General features: G+C 45.0%; 17 protein-coding genes. 5 read left to right on the top strand and 12 right to left on the bottom strand.

Annotation, left to right across the window (positions count from 1 at the left end):
- Nucleotides 1-24: 24 nt before the first annotated feature.
- From FJU10_RS09625 to FJU10_RS09615, 3 genes are all read left to right on the top strand, one after another.
- Nucleotides 25-1,602: a PucR family transcriptional regulator gene (locus tag FJU10_RS09625; RefSeq protein ID WP_140965773.1), complete on the top strand. Its 1,578-nt coding sequence runs from the start codon at nt 25-27 to the stop codon at nt 1,600-1,602.
- Entirely contained in the window at nt 1,599-2,396 is a 798-nt protein-coding gene (locus FJU10_RS09620; RefSeq protein WP_140965772.1) for an alpha/beta hydrolase, read from the top strand. The genes FJU10_RS09625 and FJU10_RS09620 overlap by 4 nt, the downstream gene beginning before the upstream one ends.
- 203 nt (nt 2,397-2,599) lie before the next feature.
- Nucleotides 2,600-3,745 (top strand): cation:proton antiporter, encoded by a 1,146-nt coding sequence (locus FJU10_RS09615; RefSeq protein WP_081117446.1) that lies wholly within the window; start codon nt 2,600-2,602, stop codon nt 3,743-3,745.
- A gap of 156 nt (nt 3,746-3,901) precedes the next feature.
- Here the strand turns inward: FJU10_RS09615 and abc-f are convergent, their stop codons facing one another.
- The 4 genes from abc-f to FJU10_RS09595 form a co-directional block, all read right to left on the bottom strand.
- Nucleotides 3,902-5,371: a ribosomal protection-like ABC-F family protein gene (abc-f, locus tag FJU10_RS09610; RefSeq protein WP_140965771.1), complete on the bottom strand. Its 1,470-nt coding sequence runs from the start codon at nt 5,369-5,371 to the stop codon at nt 3,902-3,904.
- 358 nt (nt 5,372-5,729) lie between these two features.
- Entirely contained in the window at nt 5,730-6,998 is a 1,269-nt protein-coding gene (locus FJU10_RS09605) for a dicarboxylate/amino acid:cation symporter (RefSeq protein ID WP_096741523.1), read from the bottom strand.
- An 18-nt stretch (nt 6,999-7,016) separates the two neighbouring features.
- Entirely contained in the window at nt 7,017-8,267 is a 1,251-nt protein-coding gene (locus FJU10_RS09600; protein ID WP_081117449.1) for an MFS transporter, read from the bottom strand.
- A gap of 151 nt (nt 8,268-8,418) precedes the next feature.
- Entirely contained in the window at nt 8,419-9,633 is a 1,215-nt protein-coding gene (locus FJU10_RS09595; protein WP_140965770.1) for a pyridoxal-phosphate-dependent aminotransferase family protein, read from the bottom strand.
- Between the two features lie 130 nt (nt 9,634-9,763).
- Here FJU10_RS09595 and FJU10_RS09590 point away from each other — a divergent pair, with 130 nt between their 5' ends.
- Nucleotides 9,764-11,395, top strand: a complete 1,632-nt coding sequence (locus tag FJU10_RS09590) for a PucR family transcriptional regulator (protein WP_087627069.1) — start codon at nt 9,764-9,766, stop codon at nt 11,393-11,395.
- 30 nt (nt 11,396-11,425) lie between these two features.
- On the opposite strand, the gene arcC is transcribed toward FJU10_RS09590, so the two are convergent.
- From arcC to allC, 7 genes are read right to left on the bottom strand one after another with little or no spacing between them, the layout of a single operon-like run.
- The gene (arcC, locus tag FJU10_RS09585) at nt 11,426-12,361 is read right to left on the bottom strand and encodes a carbamate kinase (protein ID WP_015509188.1); all 936 of its coding nucleotides are present in this window, start codon (nt 12,359-12,361) and stop codon (nt 11,426-11,428) included.
- Nucleotides 12,334-13,197 (bottom strand): DUF2877 domain-containing protein, encoded by an 864-nt coding sequence (locus tag FJU10_RS09580; protein WP_140965769.1) that lies wholly within the window; start codon nt 13,195-13,197, stop codon nt 12,334-12,336. The genes arcC and FJU10_RS09580 overlap by 28 nt, the downstream gene beginning before the upstream one ends.
- Nucleotides 13,198-13,235: 38 nt before the next feature.
- On the bottom strand, nt 13,236-14,498 hold the full coding sequence (locus FJU10_RS09575; RefSeq protein ID WP_005234461.1) for a DUF1116 domain-containing protein: 1,263 nt from the start codon (nt 14,496-14,498) through the stop codon (nt 13,236-13,238).
- Between the two features lie 12 nt (nt 14,499-14,510).
- The gene (gene fdrA, locus FJU10_RS09570) at nt 14,511-16,265 is read right to left on the bottom strand and encodes an acyl-CoA synthetase FdrA (RefSeq protein ID WP_140965768.1); all 1,755 of its coding nucleotides are present in this window, start codon (nt 16,263-16,265) and stop codon (nt 14,511-14,513) included.
- An 8-nt stretch (nt 16,266-16,273) separates the two neighbouring features.
- Nucleotides 16,274-17,350 carry an ureidoglycolate dehydrogenase gene (gene allD, locus FJU10_RS09565; protein ID WP_096741530.1) on the bottom strand — a complete coding sequence of 359 codons (1,077 nt, stop codon included), beginning with the start codon at nt 17,348-17,350 and terminating at the stop codon, nt 16,274-16,276.
- A gap of 13 nt (nt 17,351-17,363) precedes the next feature.
- Nucleotides 17,364-18,149: a (S)-ureidoglycine aminohydrolase gene (allE, locus tag FJU10_RS09560; RefSeq protein WP_081117457.1), complete on the bottom strand. Its 786-nt coding sequence runs from the start codon at nt 18,147-18,149 to the stop codon at nt 17,364-17,366.
- A gap of 15 nt (nt 18,150-18,164) precedes the next feature.
- On the bottom strand, nt 18,165-19,394 hold the full coding sequence (gene allC, locus FJU10_RS09555) for an allantoate deiminase (protein WP_140965767.1): 1,230 nt from the start codon (nt 19,392-19,394) through the stop codon (nt 18,165-18,167).
- Nucleotides 19,395-19,563: 169 nt separating this feature from the next.
- On the opposite strand from allC, the gene FJU10_RS09550 reads away from it, so the two are divergent.
- Complete coding sequence (locus FJU10_RS09550) at nt 19,564-20,436, top strand: alpha/beta hydrolase (protein WP_140965766.1); 873 nt, start codon at nt 19,564-19,566, stop codon at nt 20,434-20,436.
- A gap of 85 nt (nt 20,437-20,521) precedes the next feature.
- Here the strand turns inward: FJU10_RS09550 and FJU10_RS09545 are convergent.
- On the bottom strand, nt 20,522-20,917 hold a 396-nt coding region (locus FJU10_RS09545; RefSeq protein WP_317615670.1), incomplete at its 5' end, for a transketolase-like TK C-terminal-containing protein.

Raw genomic sequence — 20,917 nt, 5'->3', positions numbered from 1 at the left:
CAAAAGAGAAAAAAGGAGCATTTTATGAAATTAAAAGAATTGGTTGAACTGCCGCTTTTTGAAAAAAGTAAAGTCCTGACTGGCTCCATTGGTTTAACAAATTCCGTTGGTTCCGTTATGGTGCTGGAAGCGATGGATATCGAGAAATGGAGCAAAGCCCATCAATTGATTTTGACTTCTTTTTATGCCTTCAAAGACCAATCCCCTGAGGAACTGCGTGTTTTTTTTGAAAAAATGCAGCAAATCGGCGTCAGCGGTTTAGTGATCAAAGTGGATCGCTTGATCCCTATGATTCCAGATTGGGTGATCGAGCTTAGCTTTGCTTATCAGATCCCTTTGATCAAAGTGCAGCAAGAAGTCAGCTATGAAGCCATCATGCTAGCGGTTTACGAACCATTGCTGAATCACCAAACCCAGCTGCTGCGTACCTATTACGAAGTTCGCCAGCGCTTCATGAAAGTCGAGCGCAACCACTCTTCTTTCGATCAGATCATGCAGGAGTTCTATCAATTGATCGAAAAGCCTTGTTCTTTGCGCATCCCCCATTTAGATGTGCATGTGTCCGTCGGTCAATCCTTTAAGAATTTCGTGGTGACCAAACAAGAACCCATGAAAACCGTCGAGTTTACCAAGAACCACTACGAATATTTGGAATTATTTTCTCATGAGAACAATCAATATGTGACTGCCCTCAAAGTAGAGATCATCAATCCTTACAATGATTTATGTACTTTGATCGTTTATCAGAAAGATTCGCAGATCCCTGAGGCAAAAGTCATGATTATTGAAAATGTGATCGACGTCATCTATGAACGCCTCCAAATGGAGTATTTGTTGAAGAAAGAGCGCTACAATCGCATGAACAATCTTGCCGATGCGATCTTGCAAAACACTCCTAGCAATTTGGCTGAGCTGGATCTTTTGTTAGAAGAAGCGCAACTGGATCGCTATGATTTCTACCAAGGCATCGCCTTTGCTTCCAACAGCTTTAAAGATAAAGAGCGTAAGTCCGTCGTTTTGCACAAGCTACGGGCGTTGAAAACACCCCACGTCTTTTTCGAACACCATAATTATTTGGTGATCCTTTATAATTTCCAATCGATCGCCCATCAGGTGACGAAACAGATGCTGCAGACACATTTTGATGATGCCCTGCTAGCCGATGAACATGGCTGCTTGGTGGTCAGCGAAGTCTTGCGCAAGGAACAGATCAAAGAGATCCTGCCAGAGTGTTTGGATGCGATCCGCTTCAATCGGCAGTTTTATTTGGCGCCGATCATTGCCTATAGCGACTTAGGTATCTTTAGTTCCTTTATCAAGGAGAACCAACTAGAAAAGCTGCAGCAAAGCATTCCCCCGAAGCTGTATCAACTTTCGGAAGAAAATGAAGAGCTGTTCAAAACGCTGTATACCTTTTTTATCACGAATCGCAATTACAAAAATACGGCTGAAACCTTGTTTCTTCATGCCAAAACGATTCGCTACCGGCTAAGCAAAATTGAACAGCTCCTAGAGATCGATCTGACAAGTCCAATCCAATTAGTCAATTACGAGATCGGCACCTATTTATTAGAGCTTCAGAAAAGGAGTCAAGCAAAATGAAAAAAGAATGGCAATTGACCACCGGCGCTTCGGTGACCCTTTATCCTGCTTCTGAGAAATACCTGGTTTATTTTCACGGTGGCGGTTTTGTTTATGGAACCCGCCAAGACATTCCCGCATCACTGATCGCACTATTTCAAGCGCAGCAATACAGCGTCCTCACAGTCGATTATTTGCTGGCACCTAATTCCTCGTTAGCGGAGATTTTAGCAATGAACTGGCAGAACTTTCAAGAATTGCAAGCAACTGTGCTTAAAGATCGCCCATTTTGTTTCTGCGGTCGGTCAGCCGGTGGGTATTTGATGCTGGCGCTGACCCAGCAATTACTGAAGGAACAACAGAGATTACCTGAAAAACTGGTCAACTTTTATGGGTACACCGATCTTTCTTTTATCGAAAACAAACGAGTCTTGCAGCAGCCGCTCTTAAGCAAAGAGCAAGTCCCTCCTTTGGATCAAACCGAGATCGTTTGGGATGATCCGCAGTTTCAGCGCTATTTGCCTTATGTTTATTGGGTCCAACAGCAAGAACTCGCCACCATCTATGGGCTAACAGCTGAGGATCTTTCTGACTATGCCATTGATCCTGAGCTGCTTTCACAATTTCCTCCAATTTTCAGCAGTGCTAGCAGTACCGATGAGGAAGTACCTTTTCGTTACAGCAAAGGCTTGAAGAAAGTGCCTAAAAGTAAATTTGTCCCTGTCTATGATTTGCCCCACGACTTTTTGAAAAACGTCGAGGAGCCGCAAGTCCAAATGGTCTTTCAGCAGCTTGCCCATTGGCTCGAACAATAATTTGTTACAAGTAAAGTGAAAATAATGTTTTTTTATTTTAATGATTGCGCAGAATAATTCTAATTGCCTTCGCTTCCTCCTCATCTCAAAAACGTGTGGTTTAATGAAACTCTTTTATTAAAAAAAAGCTTGATACAGGCTCAATTCAAGAGAGAATGCTATACTAAAGGGGAGTATGTTATAGGAAAGAAGGATGAGGTTTTATGCATTTTGTCGGGATTTTGTGTTTGATCCTAATCACGACGACCCTCTTCTCGCATCTGGCGAGACGGATGGGCGTTCCTGCTGTCATCGGGCAGTTGCTAGCGGGGGTTTTATTAGGAGGCGCAGGACTCAATTGGGTCCATCCAGATATTCTAGTTCATGATTTTTCAGAGATTGGTGTTATTTTGCTGATGTTTTTAGCGGGACTGGAAAGTGATATTTCTTTATTGAAACGCTATTTTCGTCCAGGAATGCTCGTTGCCCTTTTAGGGATCGTGTTCCCGATGCTCTTCGGGTATGCCACAGGAGTCGGTTTTCAAAGCAGTCCCACAGAAGCGTTCTTTTTCGGGATCGTATTAGCTGCCACCTCAGTCAGTATTTCTGTCGAAGTATTGAAAGAGTTGAATGTGGTGAACACGAAAGAAGGTTCGACGATTCTTGGTGCTTCCGTCGTGGATGATATTTTGGTCGTGTTGGTTTTGAGTCTTAGCCTTTCCTTTTTAGGCGGCGAAAGCAGCCAAGCAACACCACTGCCGGTCACCTTATTGGTAGAACTGATTTATTTTGTGTTGATTTTTCTATTGGTGAAATGGATCGCTCCGTTCTTATTGGCACTTGCAGAAAAGCTATTTGCAAATTCCGCGGTGATCATCATGTCACTGATCATCTGCTTAGGAATGGCGTATCTTGCTGACCTTGTTGGGTTAAGCTCTGTCATTGGTGCCTTCTTCGCAGGGATCGCTGTCAGTCAAACGAAGGTTCGTGAGGAAGTGGAACACAGTGTCGAAGCATTAGGTTATGCCGTCTTCATTCCGGTGTTCTTTGTCAGCGTTGGCTTAGAAGTTGATTTTTCCCGCTTAAATGAGCAATTATTCTTTATTCTTGCCTTTACCGTGGTCGCGATCTTGACCAAACTGGTCGGCGGCTATGTCGGGGCGAAAATCGCGAAATTCTCGAACAACAGTGCTTGGATGGTGGGAGCTGGAATGATTTCCCGAGGTGAAATGGCATTGATCATTTTGCAGATTGGTCAACAAAACCAATTGATTTCGTCCACATTGTATTCCCCTTTGGTGATCGTTGTCTTGTTGAGCACCTTGATCTCTCCACTGATCTTAAAATACTTTACGAAAAAGATTTATTAAGCGATGTAGCAACAGCTAGGCGATACCGATTAGTGCAAAAAAACAGTGCGGGTTTTGTAGTGACCGCTCAACGGCCGATTTTTTGATCGAACGTTGGGCGGTCATTTCCTTTCCCGCGCTGTTTTTCTCTATACAGGTATAAAAGCGACAATGCTGCTAGTTACTGGAAACCAATGTTAATTTCCCATGATCGATTTGATACACGTCATCCGCGACAGCATCAATAAACGCTTGATCGTGAGAAGTGAACAAAATCATGCCACGATAGCTGCGAATCAATTGTTCCAAGACGTTGATTGTCGGCAGATCAATAAAGTTCGTCGGTTCATCAAGAATCAAGACATTGGCAGCTTGAGTAAAGATGCGTGCAAGCTCGACCCGTGTCGCTTCTCCGCCGCTTAGCACATTGACTGGCTTCATCACTTCATTCTGGCTAAATCCTAGATTGTGTAAAATACTGCGGACCAGTGGTTCCTGATAGTCTGTTTGAGCCATCAATTCCGTCAAAAGTGGTGTGGTGCTGTTTTTTCGATAGCCCATTTGCTCGTATATCGCAAAGACGATTTTCGGTGATAAATAGATCCCCTCTCCACCTGCGATGATTTCTTTTAGTAAAGTCGACTTCCCCGAACCGTTCGGACCCACGATAGCGATTTTCTTCCCGGCAGCAAACTGGAAACTGCTGCTGTCTAGCAAACATTTCGTCCCTCTTTGAATGGTTACTTGCTCCCCACGAATCGGTCGTTTATTATGCAGTTCCACTGCAGGGACTACTGGAAAACGAATCACCTGCTGCTGGGCGACACCCTTCACTTCTTCCAACTGATCCAAGCGGCTTTCCATGGCTTTGACTGTTTTTTGCAATGACTTTTGCACCGTGTCCTTTTGTTTTGATGACGACAAACGGTCTGGTCGGATGTTCTGCTGCCGCTTTTTTTCAGAAATGCGACTGCTCTTGATCACTTGTTCTTTTTTCTTTTGGATTGCTTGAGTCAACTGCTGCTTTTGTTGCTGATACTGCACCGCCTCCCAGGCAACACGCTGTGTCGCTTGCTCTTTTTGCTGTCGGTAACTGTCATAATTGCCAGAATACTCGATGACTTTGCCTTGATCGACTTCCCAGATTTTCGTTGCCAGCTGATTCAATAGGTACCGATCATGACTGACCACGATCAGGGTGCCATAATAATACTGCAATTCCTCAATCAAGACTTGAATTCCTTGCTGGTCTAAATGGCTCGTTGGCTCATCGAGCAAAAGTCCTAATTGATAGGAAGATAACATTTGTGCCAACCGGTATTTGGTCTCCTCCCCGCCACTTAGTGTCGCCAATTCATTAGTTGGGATCGAAAAACGACCAAACAGCGCCCAGTCAAGAGCCTCCGTCTTTTCAGTCACCTCAGCGATTTGCGGGAAATAGTGAAACGAATTTTCTCTTTGGATCGTTCCTGAATCAGGATCGATCACTCCCGCAATCAATTTCAGCAAGGTGGACTTGCCTTGCCCGTTTGCGCCCACGATCCCGATACGATCTGTTTGATAGGCGCTCAGTTCTTCAATGTTCAGTACTTCTTTGGACCCATAATTTTTGATTAGCTTGTTTATTTTTACACTTAATTGTTCCATCAGTCTGTCCTTCCCGTCTAGGAAAACGCAAGAACAAAAAAAGGGCATAGCCTACCGCTATACCCTGATTTTAATAAGAAATTGGAAAAAAGAGGACACTCATCCCTTGAAATCACGATTGCCTAGACTTTTGAAATAGATTTAAATTAGCTATTCAAAAGGTCAATCCACAATTTCATCGATGCTGTCATGTTTTTCCTCCTCTTTTTGTCGTATTTATCTGTTGAATGACGAGCTGAAAATCACTCGCTACTGTTTACCGTTTACGGTATTTCAGGAAGCTTCTTTCGTCTATCAACGAATAAATCGTAGCACGTTTTCAAAAAAGAGTAAAGTTTCATCACAAGAATGATTGGTCTTATACGCCATCGGTGATTTTTTCTGCTAATTTGACCGGGGCTTTTTCACCATTGAAGACTGCACGATCCAGTTCTCCTTCATCATGAGCAACGATCAACGCCACCGTGACGTCAGGATCCACATTCAAAAGGGTCCGAAACATCCCAGAAAACCAATCGATCCCTGCCAGTAAGGCGATGCTTTCATTAGGCAGTCCTAACATAGGTAAAACCGTAGCCAGTGTGACTAATCCGCCGCCTGGAACGACGATCGTTCCCAAGCATGCCAACGAGGACAACAAGACCACTTGCAAAAGATCCCCCAAGCTTAATTGGATCTGGTACGCCTGAGCAACGGTTACGATTGCCAGGGCTAAAAATAAGGAGAGCCCATTGCTATTTAAGGTCATGCCCAGAGGCATCACGAGCTTATTGATTCGATCACTGATCCCAAATCGTTCTTTGCCATCTTCGATTTGAAACGGCAATGAAACAGCAGAAGAGGTGGTCGTAAAGGAAATCACCGAGAGGCGCCACATGTTCTTTATCAAACGAAACAAGGAAACTTTGCAATAGAGCGACGTCAAGAGAAACCAAAGAAACAAAAAGAGCAAAGATGCTGCTGCTAACGTCAATAAAAAACTGGCTAACATTCCCAAAACACGAATACCGGTATCTTCTACTAAGGAAGCAACAAGGCCGAAAATCCCGATCGGCGCCAACTTCATGATCATGCTGACCATTTTTATCAAAATATGATTAAAACTGCTGATCATATCTAGAAACAGCTGATTCTTTTTTTCATGCTTGATCAAGCTCAAGGCAAGGCCAAAGAAGAGCGAAAAAATAATCACTTGGATCATATTCTGCTCCACCATGGCTTGAATAATGTTCAGTGGAACAAAGTTTAAGATGACTTCTTCCATGCTGCTGGTACTTAATGCGGTTTCTGTACTTTGCAGCAGGGACTGATCAAGGCCTGCGCCGGGCTTGAGGATCAAGGCGAATAAGAGACCGAAAATAGCGGCGACAAGGGTCGAACCGGTAAACCAGAGGAAGACTTTCCCGCCGATCCCACCTAATTCTTTTGGATCAAGTCCCCCCACCGCTTCAATCACCGAGCCCATGACCAACACGACCACAGACATTTGAATCAGTCGCAAGAAGAAGTCCCCGACTAGCTGCATTTGATCACCTAAACCGGGAAAGGAAACGCCCCAAAAAATCCCCAATACCGTTGCAATCATGATTTGGTTGGTCAAACTGATTTTTAAGGATCGTTTTTTCATCTGTTGTTCCTCACTTTTCTACTTGGCTGTTTTCTTAGAGTTTACAGTCAAGAATAAGAATGTACCACCGATCAACAAAATAATTGCGATATAAAAGCCCATTACTTTTGACCCTGTTGCATCCGAGATCGATCCGGTCAATGTTGGTGCGATAACGGAAGACATCATGCCGAAAAAGTTGAAGACCCCTAATGTCGTACCGACCCCAACTTTGGGTGCATTTTCCCCTAGCCAAGAAATGATGATTGGTTCAACCGCTAGTTTTCCAAGGAACCCGTACAAGATCAACGCGATCATTAAGAAGGTCGAATTTGTTGCTTGCACCGTTACTAATAACATCAACGCCGCCAACACTTCTAAAATAACGATAAAAGTTACTTTTTTATGCATGTATTTGTCTGCCAAGCGGCTAAAGAACAAGGCCCCAGGAATCGAAGCAAATGCCACCAATGAAGAAGAGAAGCCGATTGCGACTCCTTGGAAGCCTCGTTCTGTTCCTAAGAAGTTTGGTAGCCAAGTAACCGTCATATAGTAGGCATAACACGTCGCAAAATATAACACATACGTAAAGAGCATCCGCAGTGAGAACAAGGTCGAAAGGGAAACTTTTTCTTTCGGCTGATCCGTTGTTTCTTCTTCAGCTGCTGCTTGACTCTCCAAGAAAGCTACGTCTTCTTTGTTGCTGCGGATCACCAATGCGAAAGCGATCGTCATACAAACGATCAAGAAAGCGGATAAATACATCATTGTTTGCCAAGGCATGTTCATCTGAATAACGATAAAGCTTGATAAGATCATCCCAAACCCTGAACCAACGGCAGAACCACTATTGACGATCGCTGTTGAGAAGCTCTTCTTTTCTTTCGGAATGTTCTGTGAGGTCAAAGAATACGCGGAGCCGTAAAAAGACCCACAGCCGATCCCTGCTAAAAAGCTACCGGTATAGATCATGGTGATTGAAGAGGCTTGTGAAATCAGTAAAGCTGCCAGTGCAAATACCACAAATCCCGGAAGCAGAACTGTTTTCTTCCCAATCTTATCCACTAAAAAGCCGGCAGGGATCTGCATGATCACATAGCCGAAAAAGTAAAAGCTGGCGATCGATCCTAATGCTGTATCAGAAATATTGCCGCCAAGTGACTCATTGATTTGCGGATAGACCGGTGATAACGCAGCACGATAAATCCATATAGTGACCCAGCCTGAACACATTAAGATAATAATTTGTTTCCAGTAGGCAAGCCCACCACGTTCTTTATTGATTTCCATTTTTTTCCCTCCATCAGTTACACAAGTAAAGTTTGTGAAGCACGCCAACGAAAGCGCTTTAAGATAGTCTTAGTGTACGTTTTTTTGCCGACGATTGCATTTGTCATTTTTCACAAAGCGCTTCCAGTCGTTGTGCATTTGTGCTAAAATTTTAAGTCGTTTTTTGGTAGTAATTTAACGCAGCGATGAGCGCTTTGCCGGCAGAAATTGGTGCTTGCTGGTACAATAGTGCCCCTTCTAACGCGGCTAGGACATATAAAATATTTTCTTTGCGGCTGCTGTAACCCATATTTCCAATCCGCCAGATTTTTCCTTTTAGATCACCAAATGAACTAGCGATCTCTACACCAAAGGAGTGAAGCATCTCTTCTCGGACAGCTTCGCCATCAACACCTTCTGGAATAAAGATGGGGGTAACTGTCGGCATTTTGGTTGCTTTTTCGCCATAAATTGAAAGCCCCATTGCCTCCAGTCCAGCGACCAGTGCCCCTTCATTCGTCAAATGACGTTGATAGGCTGCATCGAGGCCTTCGTTTAGCAACATCCGTAATCCTTCATGAAGCGCATAGATCATACTCGTCGCTTCTGTGTGATGGTTGATTCGCTCTTTATTCCAGTAGCGTTGCAGTTGACTCAAATCCAAGTAATTACTCATAATGTGCCGCTTGTTTCGATCCGTTTTGCTCAAGCCTAATTCTTTTTGGTAACGGGAATTAAGGACAGCTTCGACTCGCTCGTTGTAGGTCACTAATGAAAGACCAGACGGCACGCTTAAACACTTCTGAGTACCAGCAATTGCCAAATCGACACACCAATCATCGACTGACAGGGCTACGCCACCATAAGTCGCCACCATGTCAACGACAAAGAAAATATCTTTTGCGCGACAATACTGCCCGATTTCTGCTAACGGCTGCATTTGCCCGTTGGCGGTTTCCCCGTGGACCATCGCCACGATTTTGGGTTGAAATGCGACGATTTCTTTGATGACCTCTGCGGGTGCAAAAGGAGCTGTCCACTCTTTTTCCACATATTTGACTTGCGCTTGAGCACGTTCACAGATTTCTCCCAGTAAGAAAGCAAAGCGCCCATAGGCTGGGATCAAGACTTTGTCCCCTGGTTCGATCAAAGCGATCAGCGCCGCTTCTAAACCAGCTCGGGAAGTCCCGTCAATGGCAAATGCCTCTTTGTTTTTGGTTCCAAACGGTTGTTTGATCATTTCTTTGACCTCATCCATGATCGCCAAAAAATTCGGATCAAACTGCCCCAAAATGCGATTGGTCATTGCTTGTAGAACAGCTGGATGGGCTTCTACAGGCCCAGGTGTCATGATCGTACGTTGTGCGATCGTTAACTCTTTATACATCTTTTTCCCTCATTTCTCTTTTTGATTTCACTGTCCAACGCCTTGTCAACGTTTCCAAGTTTGTTGTACAATAAAGCTAAAAAAGGACATGTTTTTGTTTATTTTGTTCAATTCCAAAAGGAGTTTCTCTATGAAGTTAGTTGCTGAATTGCTTGCTACACCACGCTTTTCCAATTTGCGTTTGTTGACAGATCCCATTACCGCGGAAATTCCCGTCGACAGTATCGAAATCACTGAGACCCCCGATATCGCCCACTATATTCCTGAGCATACCTTTATCTTAAGCACGGCGATGGTTTATAAAGATAATCAAGGAGCGCTTCTAGAACTGATCGATTCTCTCGTAGCCAAAAATGCCGCTGGATTAGGCATCAAGATCGGTCGTTTTTTGGATGTCATCGATCCTGAAGTCATCGCCTACGCTGATAGCTTGGGTTTCCCCATCGTAGAAGTACCTGCCACGATGCCGCTGGGTCGTTTGATGCACCAGCTTTTGAATTTATTGTGGAACACCAAAACCGAGCAGCTGAGTTATGCGTTAGACATTCAAAAACGGTTCTCTGCTTCCTTGATGAAGGATGTCAGCATCGCTCGCTTTATCGCTGATTTTGGCCAAATGGTCAATACACCGATCATTTTGTTGAATCCTTTTAAACAAGTGATTGCCCACTCCAAGCATTTCACCCGCATGTCAAAACCCGCGGAGTACTACATCCATCAATTAGGACAAACGAAAGGGGTTTTTACTGGTGAAAAAAGCGGGGCGATCCCTATCAAAGATCTTCATGAAAAAACGTCACAAATTTCTTATTATGCCATTGAAACCTCCACTTATTTCCCCCATTATTTAGTCATTTTGAATCCTGAGGCAATTCCTTATCCTGTCTCGGATTTTGCGCTGGAACAAGCAGCATTGGTCTTGTCGTTTATGCTCTACAAGAACCAAAAAGTGCAAGAATCTTTTGAAGATTTAAAAAGTGACTTTTTAACACGGATGATCGAATACCAGCAATCGACCAAGCAAGAACAAAAAGATTGGTTAGATCTCGGAAAGACTTACGGGTTAGTCAAAGCCCGCCATTATCGTGTCATCTATGGTGCCTGTGAACCAACCAAAGAAACCAAAGGCAAAGACAAATACCTAAAAGAAGAAAGTGACTTGGTTTATCAGTGGTTTAGTGAACAACTGCCTTATCGCATCAAAGATGTTTGTCTCTTTCGCTTAAAGGGCAGCAATCACTTTGCGATTTTCGTGCAGCACAAGTGTGATGCCTTAGAAGACCATTTGATCGAGACCGCCAATGCTTTGACCAATCGGTTGCCATTTCGAATGGCCTTTGGTGTAGGAAGTGTCTGTGAAAGTATCAATGATTTAGCCAGCTCCTACATCGAAGCAAAAACTGCGTATGAAGAACGAAGAGGCCAACATGATTCTTCCATCGTCTCTTTCTACCATCAAAGGGGAATGCGGAGTCTATTTGAAAAAATGAGTCCTGAAGATATCCATTATTTCTGCCGTACGATTCTTAAAGAATTGGCGTTTCCGCAAGAAGATGCCACCATCGAATTGCGCAAAACCTTACGGGCTTACTTGGATTATCAATGTGAGATCACCCGCACCGCCAAAGCCTTGTTCGTTCATCGCAACACGATCAAATACCGCATCGAACAGTGTCAAAAGCTACTAGGAAAAAACGTGCATGATCCTAGCATCAGCCTGGATCTGCGTTTAGCCCTTGAGCTGTCGGAAGAAGGCGACTAATAGGCGAATCAAGCAGTTGGATCGCTGGTTTTACCCAGCGATCCTTGTGCCTGCTTCACCTAACAATGCTAAGTCCGCTTCTTCCAATGAGCAGATGATTGCTGTCTTTCCTTGTTTGGCAAACGCAATCGCCGCTTCCATTTTCGGCCCCATACTACCTTCTGCAAAATGCCCCGCATCAAAATATGCTTGCGCTTCACTTACGGATAAGCCCGTTAATTTTTCTTGCTCCGGTGTTCCATAATTGATATAAACGTTGTTGACGTCGGTCAGCATCATAAATACATCGGCATCCACTTGTTCTGCCAGTTTTTTCCCGGTTCGGTCTTTATCGATGACTGCTTCGATCCCTTTCAAGCCTTCCGCTTGTTTTACGACTGGAATCCCACCGCCGCCACCAGCGATCACGATGGTATTTTGATTCAATAAATGAACCATTGATTCCACGCCGTGGATCGTCACAGGTTGTGGAGATGGCACGACGCGACGGTACCCACGTCCAGCATCTTCTTCCATCACCCAATGTTTTTCCTCAGCCATCTTTTTTGCTTCTTCTTCTGAGTAGAACAAGCCGATCGGCTTCGTTGGCTTTTCAAACGCGGGATCATCCGCTGCCACTTCCACTTGGGTCAATAAGGTCACGACATTGCTGGTCAGTTCTTCTTGCTCGATTTTATTTTTGATGCTTTGCTCCATTAAATAACCGATAAAGCCTTGTGACTCTGCATTGCAGACATCCAGTGGAAAAGGCGGCACGACTTCTTTGGCTTCTTCATTTTGTCGTAAAATATTGCCGACTTGCGGACCATTGCCGTGCGTCACGACGATTTGATGGTCAAGCTTCTCGATTTTAGCGATCTGTTCTGCACTTAACTGGATATTTGCAAGCTGTGTCTCAACGGTCGCTGGTTGATTCGGTTTTAAAATTGCATTGCCCCCTAGAGCGATGACCACTCGTTTTGCCATATGAATTCCTCATTTCTATTGTTTTGAAATTGATCGATACTGCGAGCAAACCCTGCCAAAAAGTCGGCCCCCGAGGTGTGACCGATCGCTAGTATCTCTTTGATTACTTGGGAAAAAGCCGCTGAATCGGTACACCTGGTCAAGGATAATGCCGATTGATTGAATGCGCCTGTCAGTGCATGCAGAAGATAGTGTTTACTGACGTCAGTCGTTAAATCATTGACTGTCAACAGCCTTCTTTGTAGATAAGCCACCAAGCGGGTATCTTCTTGCCCCATCACTCGGCGAGCCAGTAAATGACCAACTAGCATATCATCGCCTGTGGGGGTCAATCCGACACCCCGTCCGACTAAATAAGCGACTGCTTGCCGTTGTTCCTTAAATGAAGGCGTGCATAGCTGATCGATTGCGTCATAAAACGGATGATTGCTGCGGATGGTTTCTGAAACAGCTTCTTGAATTCCCGTCTTTTCCGTGACGCTTTGGAGGGCTGACCAAAACAGTTCTCGATCAAATGGGACTGTGCCAGCTGGAAAGGTGGTTGTAAATTTGGCTGCCTTTTGAAAAGACAGACGATGATGCGGAAAATGGATCACCCGTTGCTGAACCAAAAGACTGGTACCAGCAACTAAGCCTGTCGCCAACGCTGCATAATCGTCGGCAGCTAAAATCATCCCTTTGGGCACGCGAGCCGCTTGTTTGGAGACACAGATCAGCTGATCCTGACGAGGATCTTGTAGATTGAAACTATGCTGAAACACACTGTGAACGATCCAGTTGCCATTGATAAATGCGGGTTCAAATAAAGCTTGGTCGATCCATTTTGCCTGTATCATCGCTAGGTTGCTCCTTTTTCACGTTTTCAGTCCCTGATTTATTCTTCAAATCCTAATTTTTTTGCATAAGCCAAGACAGCTTTTTCAAAGCAATCCATTGGTGGTGTCACTGTCCCGGCACCAATTTGTCCCCGTCCAGCTTGTTTGTTGGCGATCCCTGTATTGATCACCGGTAAGATCCCTGTTTCCACGACTTTCCGAGCATCGATCCCTAAACAGATCCCTTTGAAGTCCCATGTAGGAACGGGAAAATTCGGATTGGTATCAATGGAGATCTCTAACATCTCATTGCTGGTTTTCAACGCATCGTGAAATCCGCCGGAACCAACGAAGCGTGTCACAGCTGGGGCAGCAATCATTGCCATTCCCCCAACACCAAAGGTTTCCGTAATGGCACTGTCGCCCATATCTGGAGAGGCATCTTCTTCACTGAATCCTGAGAAATAGAGCCCTTTTGGTGTATTGACAGGACCAGTAAACCACTCGTCCCCCATGCCAGAAATACGGATACCGAATTCATGCCCGTTGCGACACATTGCGGTCACAACCGTGCCTTCTTCAATCGTCCGGGCGCCATCAAGCACCGCTTTTGAAGAAGCCATCATAATATTCAAGAAAAACTGATCCGTGTCTGCTAGAAACTGAATGACTTCTGGTTTTTCTTTTTCAAATCCTTCCAGAGTAACGATCGCTGGTGCTACTTCTTTTAAGAACGCCAACGAAGCAGCGATATTCCGTTGATGGAACTCATCCCCCATGGCGATTGCTTTTGCGACTAAGACATTGATGTTCAATCCATCGGGTTTTGTTTGTAGTGCAGCACTTAAAACTGGTGCTAACGTATTTTTCATCCAATGCAAGCGATCAATGACTTCTTGAGAATAGGCGCCAAAACGTAAAACTGCCCCGATCCCTTCGTTCATCGTACAATACGCTCGGTTGCCATCGGTTTTGTTTTCTACCACGAGCACTGGCATATTGGCAGAGGTGATGCCCCCCATTGGGCCAACCGCTTGCACGTGGTGACAAGGAATCAGTTGAACTTCCCCAGATGCTAATAAATGACGTACCTCTTCTTCCGTTTCGCCCCAGCCTTCAAAAAGCCCCGCACCAACACAAGCACCTTGAATCGGATCGATCATCTGATCGTAGCGGATCGGTGGTCCTGCATGCAATAGGACTTTTCCTTCACCTAACTCTGGAATGACACTGACTGCTGGAACGACATCCAGCAAAAAAGGCGAACCCGCAACGATTTTGGCAATAACGGCTTGGTTTGCTTCTTCAATAGTTTCGTACACGATAACTTCCTCCTACTCTGATAGTGACACTTGTGCTAAGAAACGTAAGGCTTTTTGTAACGTTACGTTTCCACCAGCAATTGGCTGCCAGTCATATTGAACGACTTGACCGTGATGCGCCTGGATTGCTTCCGCAAAGCTACGCAATCCTACATTGATGAATGCGTCATTCGCCAACAATTCGCGGCTCTTTTCAGATGGCTCTGGCAATGCATCGGCAGTTGTCACTGCTTTTGGCAACAGCTTACGATTAATTGGTGAAAAGGGGTGACCGAGTAATGCTAAAGCTTTTTTGACTGCTTGGGCATTGCTTTGACACAAAATCACGCCAGCTGCTATTAAAATCTCTGCTTGCTCGTTGCTGTCTTGGGGGTCTAAATCAGTTCCGACGATCGTAGCGATCACCGCTAACTCCCGGCCAGCTGCTTGTGCAGCTTCCTTCAACGATTTGATGGTCGGTGCCAATTCACTCGCCATATCTTGATGAGAGCCGTACCCTAAAACGATATCTAACAAAATCACTGCCGTTTCAGGATCTTCTCCCGCTTGTTTCAACAGTTCGATCCGCTTTGTTGGGTCGATCATCGGATGGGGCTTGCCTTGCGTATAGATGTCATCACCTAAATCGATGATCTCATGGCCAGCTGCTTTTAAGATGTACCCTTCCTGAGGGGCATCTTCTTGTTCTAGATTTAATCCTGCTTTGACCAGCATCGCTGCTTCGTACGCCAATGTTCCACCAGAATAGTAAGCTTTGATTTTTTGCTGTTCAGGGCCAAAAGCGACAGCTGCCGTTTCCTCTTTTACTGGCTCTAATCCAATCTGTTCTTGACGTAGCAGCTGCACGGCTAATTGTGCCGCTTCTTCCAGCGTGTAGGCTCTGTAAAGATTTTCTTCGTGATCCGTTGGTTCTTCCCCAAGAAAAATCGTGACTGCAGGTTTTGTTCCTCTTCTTAATAATGCCAACACTTCATCGCGGACACGTGGTGCAGGTGGTTTGGAGATCACCACGATCACCTCTGTATCAGGATCGTGTTCCAAGGCAAGAATGCTGTCTTTCATGGTGATCCCACCGACGGCTTCTTTGAGATCTCGTCCACCGGTTCCGATGGCTTGTGTCACACCGGCACCCAATTTATGAATGATGGTGGTGACTTCTTGGATGCCCGTACCCGAAGCGCCGACAACACCGATTTTCCCTTTACGAACGGCATTCGTGAAGGCTACTGGTATCCCATTGAGAATCCCTGTGCCACAATCTGGCCCCATTAAAAGAAGTCCTTGTTCATGAGCCATTTTCTTTAGCCGAACTTCCTCTTCCAATGAAACATTATCACTGAAACAAAAAACATGTTTGCCCGCTGCTAATGCGGTTTCAATTTCTGGTGCTGCCATAGTACCAGGAATCGATAAGACAGCGACCTTCGCATCTTTTCCAAGATCTAAGGCTTTTTCCCAAGTTTTGACGCTTTGGGTTTCTTCCCCTGCGCTATTGCTTTGGTCCGATAAGAAGGCATCGATTTCTGACAGGACTGTTTCGATGATTTCTTCCCCTTCAATGTCTAAAACGAGTACCATATCGTTGGATGTCGCATTGCTCATCTCCTCGGTATAAAGACCACCCGTCTTGAAGATATCCTTATTGGCAGGTGTACCCATCATGACCGAAGCGTTGTTGATCCCTTCGATCGTCAGTAAACGATTGGTCAAAAGCATTAAAACAATGGAATCTTGGTAATTGTTTTTTTGAATAATAGTGTGTAACATGGGTCTCCTCACTCTCCTGTTCCTGTCTGTGCAAAGGCATCTGACCCAGAATACTGGTCAAAATGAACCGTGTCGCTAATGAGATAGCGATAAATGTTCTTTTCGATAGGAATACCTTCTGCCATATATTTTTCATAAGTTAGTTGATTGATCTCGCCTGGATAATAGACTTGCTGGAACTGTTCAGCAGCTGGTATATCGTGCAGCTCTTCGATCATCGTTTCCACCGACTCTTTAAATGTGTCTAAATCTGTAAAACGTTGCGGATCGATCAGCAAAATAAATTGCCCTAAGTCGCGGCCTTTCGTCAGATCGTTGTACATAGAGGAAACATGCTTGCCAAAAGGCAGCCCAAGAAGCATTCCAGACAAGATATCCACCATCATCATCAACCCAAAGCCTTTTGGTCCTGAGATTGGCAATAACCCATGAACATGATGCGGATTCGTTGTTGGCTTGCCATGGGCATCAACGGCCCATGTTGCAGGAATCTCTTTATTTTTGGAGCGAGCGTCTAATATTTTGCCCCACGCTTGGACCGTCGTTGCCATATCAAAGACCACCGGTGCCCCCTGTTTTCGTGGTGCGGCAAATGCGATTGGATTGGTACCAAAATAATTTTCTTTGCCGCCAAAAGGAACCACCATTGAATCTGATTGGCACATAGATAATGCAATCAAGTCAGCTTCTGCAGCTTTTTTGACATAATAGGATAGCGCCCCACTATGACTCGTTTTCCGTACACCAACTGCCGCGATCCCAGAACGTTTGGCCATCTCAATGGCATGCTTTGTCGCTTCTAATACAACGACCTGCCCTGCGCCATTTTGACCGTGAACGATCCCGCTGCTCGGCCCAGTCTCTTCAAACGTGATCTGTGGAGTGCGATTCATTCCACCTTTAGCGATCCGCTCTGCGTAATAGTCTACCCGTACAGCCCCATGAGAGTGGATCCCGCTGGCATCGGCAAAGACTAAATGCTCTGCAACGATGGCTGCGTGCGCTTCAGACAAACCAGCAGCCGCTAATTTTTTTTGGATCAATTGCTGTAACTCTTGTGACTGTACAATAACCGTCTCTTCCATTTTCTAAACTCCTTTAAATTTCCGGATCGCGGTTGCAATCTTTGGAATAAATATAGGTCAATGGTTCGTCACGACCAACACCATAGGCCGCTTGCTGTACATAGGCACTCATGAAAATGTAGTCGCCTTTTTCCACCGGGAACCACTCATTATCTAAGTTATACATCCCTTTACCTGACAGTAAGTACGCCCCGTGTTCTTGATAGTGGGTCTCAATGTAGCCATGACTTGCCCCTGGTTCAAAGGAAAGGATATGAATATTCATGTCAAAGCCCAACTCTTTCGGTAAGAAATCCCAAAGCAAGACGTCTGCCATCCCTTCGTATTGGATCGGTGTCAACTCTGAAAGATTCCCCACTACTTTGTAGGATTGGTGATTTTCTAACGGTTGGTAACGCTTCTTATACAAGAACACTTCTGTCGCTTCTTCTTGGAGATTTTTCATATACAGTTTTTCTCCAGCAGGCAGATAGATATAGCCTCCGTCCGTCAATGTATGGGTTTCTTTGCCATCACTTACTTCCAGTTTGCCCGAGATGACATACAAGAAACTCTCGATCTCTGGACCGCCGAAGCCCAATTGGTTGGCGCCATCTTTTTTGAATGAAATGATGTAATCGACAAAAGACGCCCCTAATTTTGGTGTGCCGAGTATCGAACATTCACAGTTTTCAAAGCCTGGAATGACATTATTCACTAACCCATCATGCGGCAAGATCGCAAAATTATTTTTTCTAATGACTGCTCGTGATTGCAACAATCCATCTAAATAGCCCGTATTATTATTTTTATATCCCATGTGTGTCCCTGCTTTCTATTCTTTGTATGCTAGCTCGTAAAGGGAAGCTGCTAAAACTTCAACCCCAGCTACTAAATCTTCGATAGTCGTTGCTTCGGCTGGGTTGTGGCTAATCCCATCAATACTTGGTACAAACAGCATCGCAGTTGGAAAATGTGGTGCAATGATTTGGGAATCATGCCCCGCCCCACTATGCATGACTTTGTAGCGTTTGCCAGTTTGCTTCACCGCGTGTTCCACCGTGGCAACGATCGTATCGTCCATCGGCACTGGGCGTTCATCCATCCATAGGTCCATCTCCACTGTCAGGTCGTGCTCTTGGGCGATCGCTTGAATGATCTGTTCTGCTTCAGCAGTAAAGGCATCCAATAGCTGCCCATCAGTATGGCGACAATCCATCGTAAACAACACTTCACCAGGAACCACGTTGACCGTATTTGGCTTTGGCTCAACTTTACCGAATGTCACTACTAATGGATCCCCAAGCTCTAAGCCACGGTCGATCACTGCGGCACACATTTTGGAAAAACCATACACAGCATCTTGGCGATAGCCCATCGGTGTGGTTCCTGCATGATTGGCTTGTCCTTTTAAAACAAAGGTGTAGCGCTTTTGACCAGCGATACTATTGACGACACCGATCTGCAAATTTTCTTTTTCTAAAACACTGCCTTGTTCGATATGGATTTCCACGAAGGCTTTGATGTCTGATCGAACCGGTTTTTGTGGGTCGCGAAAATCAAAGCCTTGGCGTTGCATCTCTGCCACGAAGCGATTGCCTTCAAAATCTGCGATCGCTTCAACATCGGCTTTTTTGGCCTCTCCGACAAAGTTTTTACTTCCCCAAAAAACGGTTGGAAAACGACTGCCTTCTTCTTCTGCCATTGAGATGACTTCCAAGGAGCGTAAAGGTTGCCCATAGGTCTCTTTTAAATACTTGATTGCTAAAGCAGCAGCAACGACCCCGTATTGACCGTCTAATGTGCCGCCGTTGACGACGGTATCGATATGTGACCCTGAAAGAATCGTTTCTTCTGGATACTGGCTGCCTTCCATTCTGCCGAAGAGATTGCCGACTGCATCATAGGACGTCGTTAAGCCAGTTTCTTTTAATTGTTTTTCTACAAATGATTGCGCTTCTTTCCATGAATCGGTATAAAGCAGTCTAGTCATTCCTCCAGTTGGATCACTCCCAATCTGAGATAGTGCATCGATCATTGCCGCTACTTCTTTTTTCAACTCCATTGTTCTGCCTCCTTTGATTTATACGGTTATTGTAAGCGTGTTACTGAAGGACATCATTGTTCACTTTCGACAAAACCGTTTCTATTTTTAGTCATAACGCTGTTTTTTAAACCGCTTCCTTCTCCTATACTCTTCCTTATACTATCGAAGAAGAGAAAGGAAGAAAACAATGGTTTATCCTAAAAATGCCTTTGCGCAAACAGAAAAAATCCAATTTGGCACCTATGGCACTTTGCCGTTAGAAGTGACGATCCTAAAAGCAGCGCAGCCTCGGATCAGCCTTTTGTATTTTCATGGTGGTGGCTTCCTCTATGGTCAGCGGGAAGACCTTCCGCAGGATTATGTCCACCAATTGCTGGCTACGGGTGTTAGCCTTTACCTGTTCGATTATCCACTGGCTCCCGAAGTAGCGCTACACGATATCTACCTTCATGCAAAAAAGGCAGTGGCGTGGTTTTTGGCCGAAGGCTGGCAGTTCAGCGGCGTTGGTACAAATGAGTATGTTCTATTCGGTCGCTCCGCCGGCGGTTTTTTAGCAACCTTACTGACCGCACGCACAAAGCACTCGGAGCAAAAGGGTTTGATCCGATTTTACGGTTACCAAGAGTTGTTTTGTAAAGAATTTTTGCAGCCGGCACGCTTTTACACACAATTTCCGAAAGTTCCACCACTCGCCGCTGAAGCCATGATCGAAAGCCAACCCATCACCCACGGCACGTTAGAAAAACGATTCCCTTTGTACCTTTCCGCCCGTCAATATGGCAACTGGCAGCGTTATTTAGGGAATCGAGAACAGCTAGCAGCCTTGGCGATCCCTGCTGCCGCTTACCTAGATTTTCCTCCTTGCTTTGTCGTTCATTGCAAAAAAGATCCAGATGTTCCCTTTAGCGCATCCGATGCTTTCGCTGCACAAGTCCCCCATGCCAAAACACTTTGGCTCGACTTAGATCAGCATGACTTTGATCGGACACCAAATGCGAGCGCTGATGAGTGCTATCGAGAGATGATTTCATGGCTCCTTTTAACAATAGAGAAAAATTAAGCGCAGATTTAGCCATGCTTCTTTAGTAAACAAAAACAGGCGATCTTCAAAGGAGTGTTCCCTCTAAAGATCGCCTGTTTTTTGATTATAGTGAGTTGAAAGTATTCACGACATTCTCAACACTGAAGCCGAATTCTGCTAAGACTTTGTCACCAGGTGCTGATGCACCGAAATGATCGATCGCGATCACTTTTCCATGGCAACCGGTGTAACGTTCCCAACCAAATGGGGAAGCCGCTTCGATCGCTACCCGTTTCTTCACTGCTTTTGGCAAGACGCTTTCTTTGTATTCTGAGCTTTGTGCTTCAAACAGATCAAAGCTTGGTAAGGAGACCACCGATACATCGATGCCTTCTTCTGCCAATTTAGCTTGTGCTTGGATCGCAAGATTCACTTCAGAACCTGTGGCGATCAAAATACCCGCTGGTGTTTCACCGGCTTGTTTTGAAATCACATAGCCACCTTTTGCGACATTTTCATC

This window comes from Enterococcus sp. OL5 (assembly GCF_006491895.1).
Lineage (GTDB): Bacteria > Bacillota > Bacilli > Lactobacillales > Enterococcaceae > Enterococcus_D > Enterococcus_D innesii.
Note: the sequence above shows the minus strand (reverse complement) of the source record. Positions and strands in the feature narration are given on the sequence as shown.

Coding starts and splice junctions, on each gene's coding strand:
- FJU10_RS09580 (WP_140965769.1), bottom strand. CDS start 13,197: ATGATACAGGCAAAATGGATCGACCAAGCTTTATTTGAACCCGCATTT.
- FJU10_RS09605 (WP_096741523.1), bottom strand. CDS start 6,998: ATGAAAAAACGATCCTTAAAAATCAGTTTGACCAACCAAATCATGATT.
- FJU10_RS09625 (WP_140965773.1), top strand. CDS start 25: ATGAAATTAAAAGAATTGGTTGAACTGCCGCTTTTTGAAAAAAGTAAA.
- arcC (WP_015509188.1), bottom strand. CDS start 12,361: ATGGCAAAACGAGTGGTCATCGCTCTAGGGGGCAATGCAATTTTAAAA.
- allC (WP_140965767.1), bottom strand. CDS start 19,394: ATGGAGTTGAAAAAAGAAGTAGCGGCAATGATCGATGCACTATCTCAG.
- FJU10_RS09600 (WP_081117449.1), bottom strand. CDS start 8,267: ATGGAAATCAATAAAGAACGTGGTGGGCTTGCCTACTGGAAACAAATT.
- FJU10_RS09620 (WP_140965772.1), top strand. CDS start 1,599: ATGAAAAAAGAATGGCAATTGACCACCGGCGCTTCGGTGACCCTTTAT.
- FJU10_RS09615 (WP_081117446.1), top strand. CDS start 2,600: ATGCATTTTGTCGGGATTTTGTGTTTGATCCTAATCACGACGACCCTC.
- FJU10_RS09550 (WP_140965766.1), top strand. CDS start 19,564: ATGGTTTATCCTAAAAATGCCTTTGCGCAAACAGAAAAAATCCAATTT.
- FJU10_RS09590 (WP_087627069.1), top strand. CDS start 9,764: ATGAAGTTAGTTGCTGAATTGCTTGCTACACCACGCTTTTCCAATTTG.
- allD (WP_096741530.1), bottom strand. CDS start 17,350: ATGGAAGAGACGGTTATTGTACAGTCACAAGAGTTACAGCAATTGATC.
- fdrA (WP_140965768.1), bottom strand. CDS start 16,265: ATGTTACACACTATTATTCAAAAAAACAATTACCAAGATTCCATTGTT.
- abc-f (WP_140965771.1), bottom strand. CDS start 5,371: ATGGAACAATTAAGTGTAAAAATAAACAAGCTAATCAAAAATTATGGG.
- FJU10_RS09595 (WP_140965770.1), bottom strand. CDS start 9,633: ATGTATAAAGAGTTAACGATCGCACAACGTACGATCATGACACCTGGG.
- allE (WP_081117457.1), bottom strand. CDS start 18,149: ATGGGATATAAAAATAATAATACGGGCTATTTAGATGGATTGTTGCAA.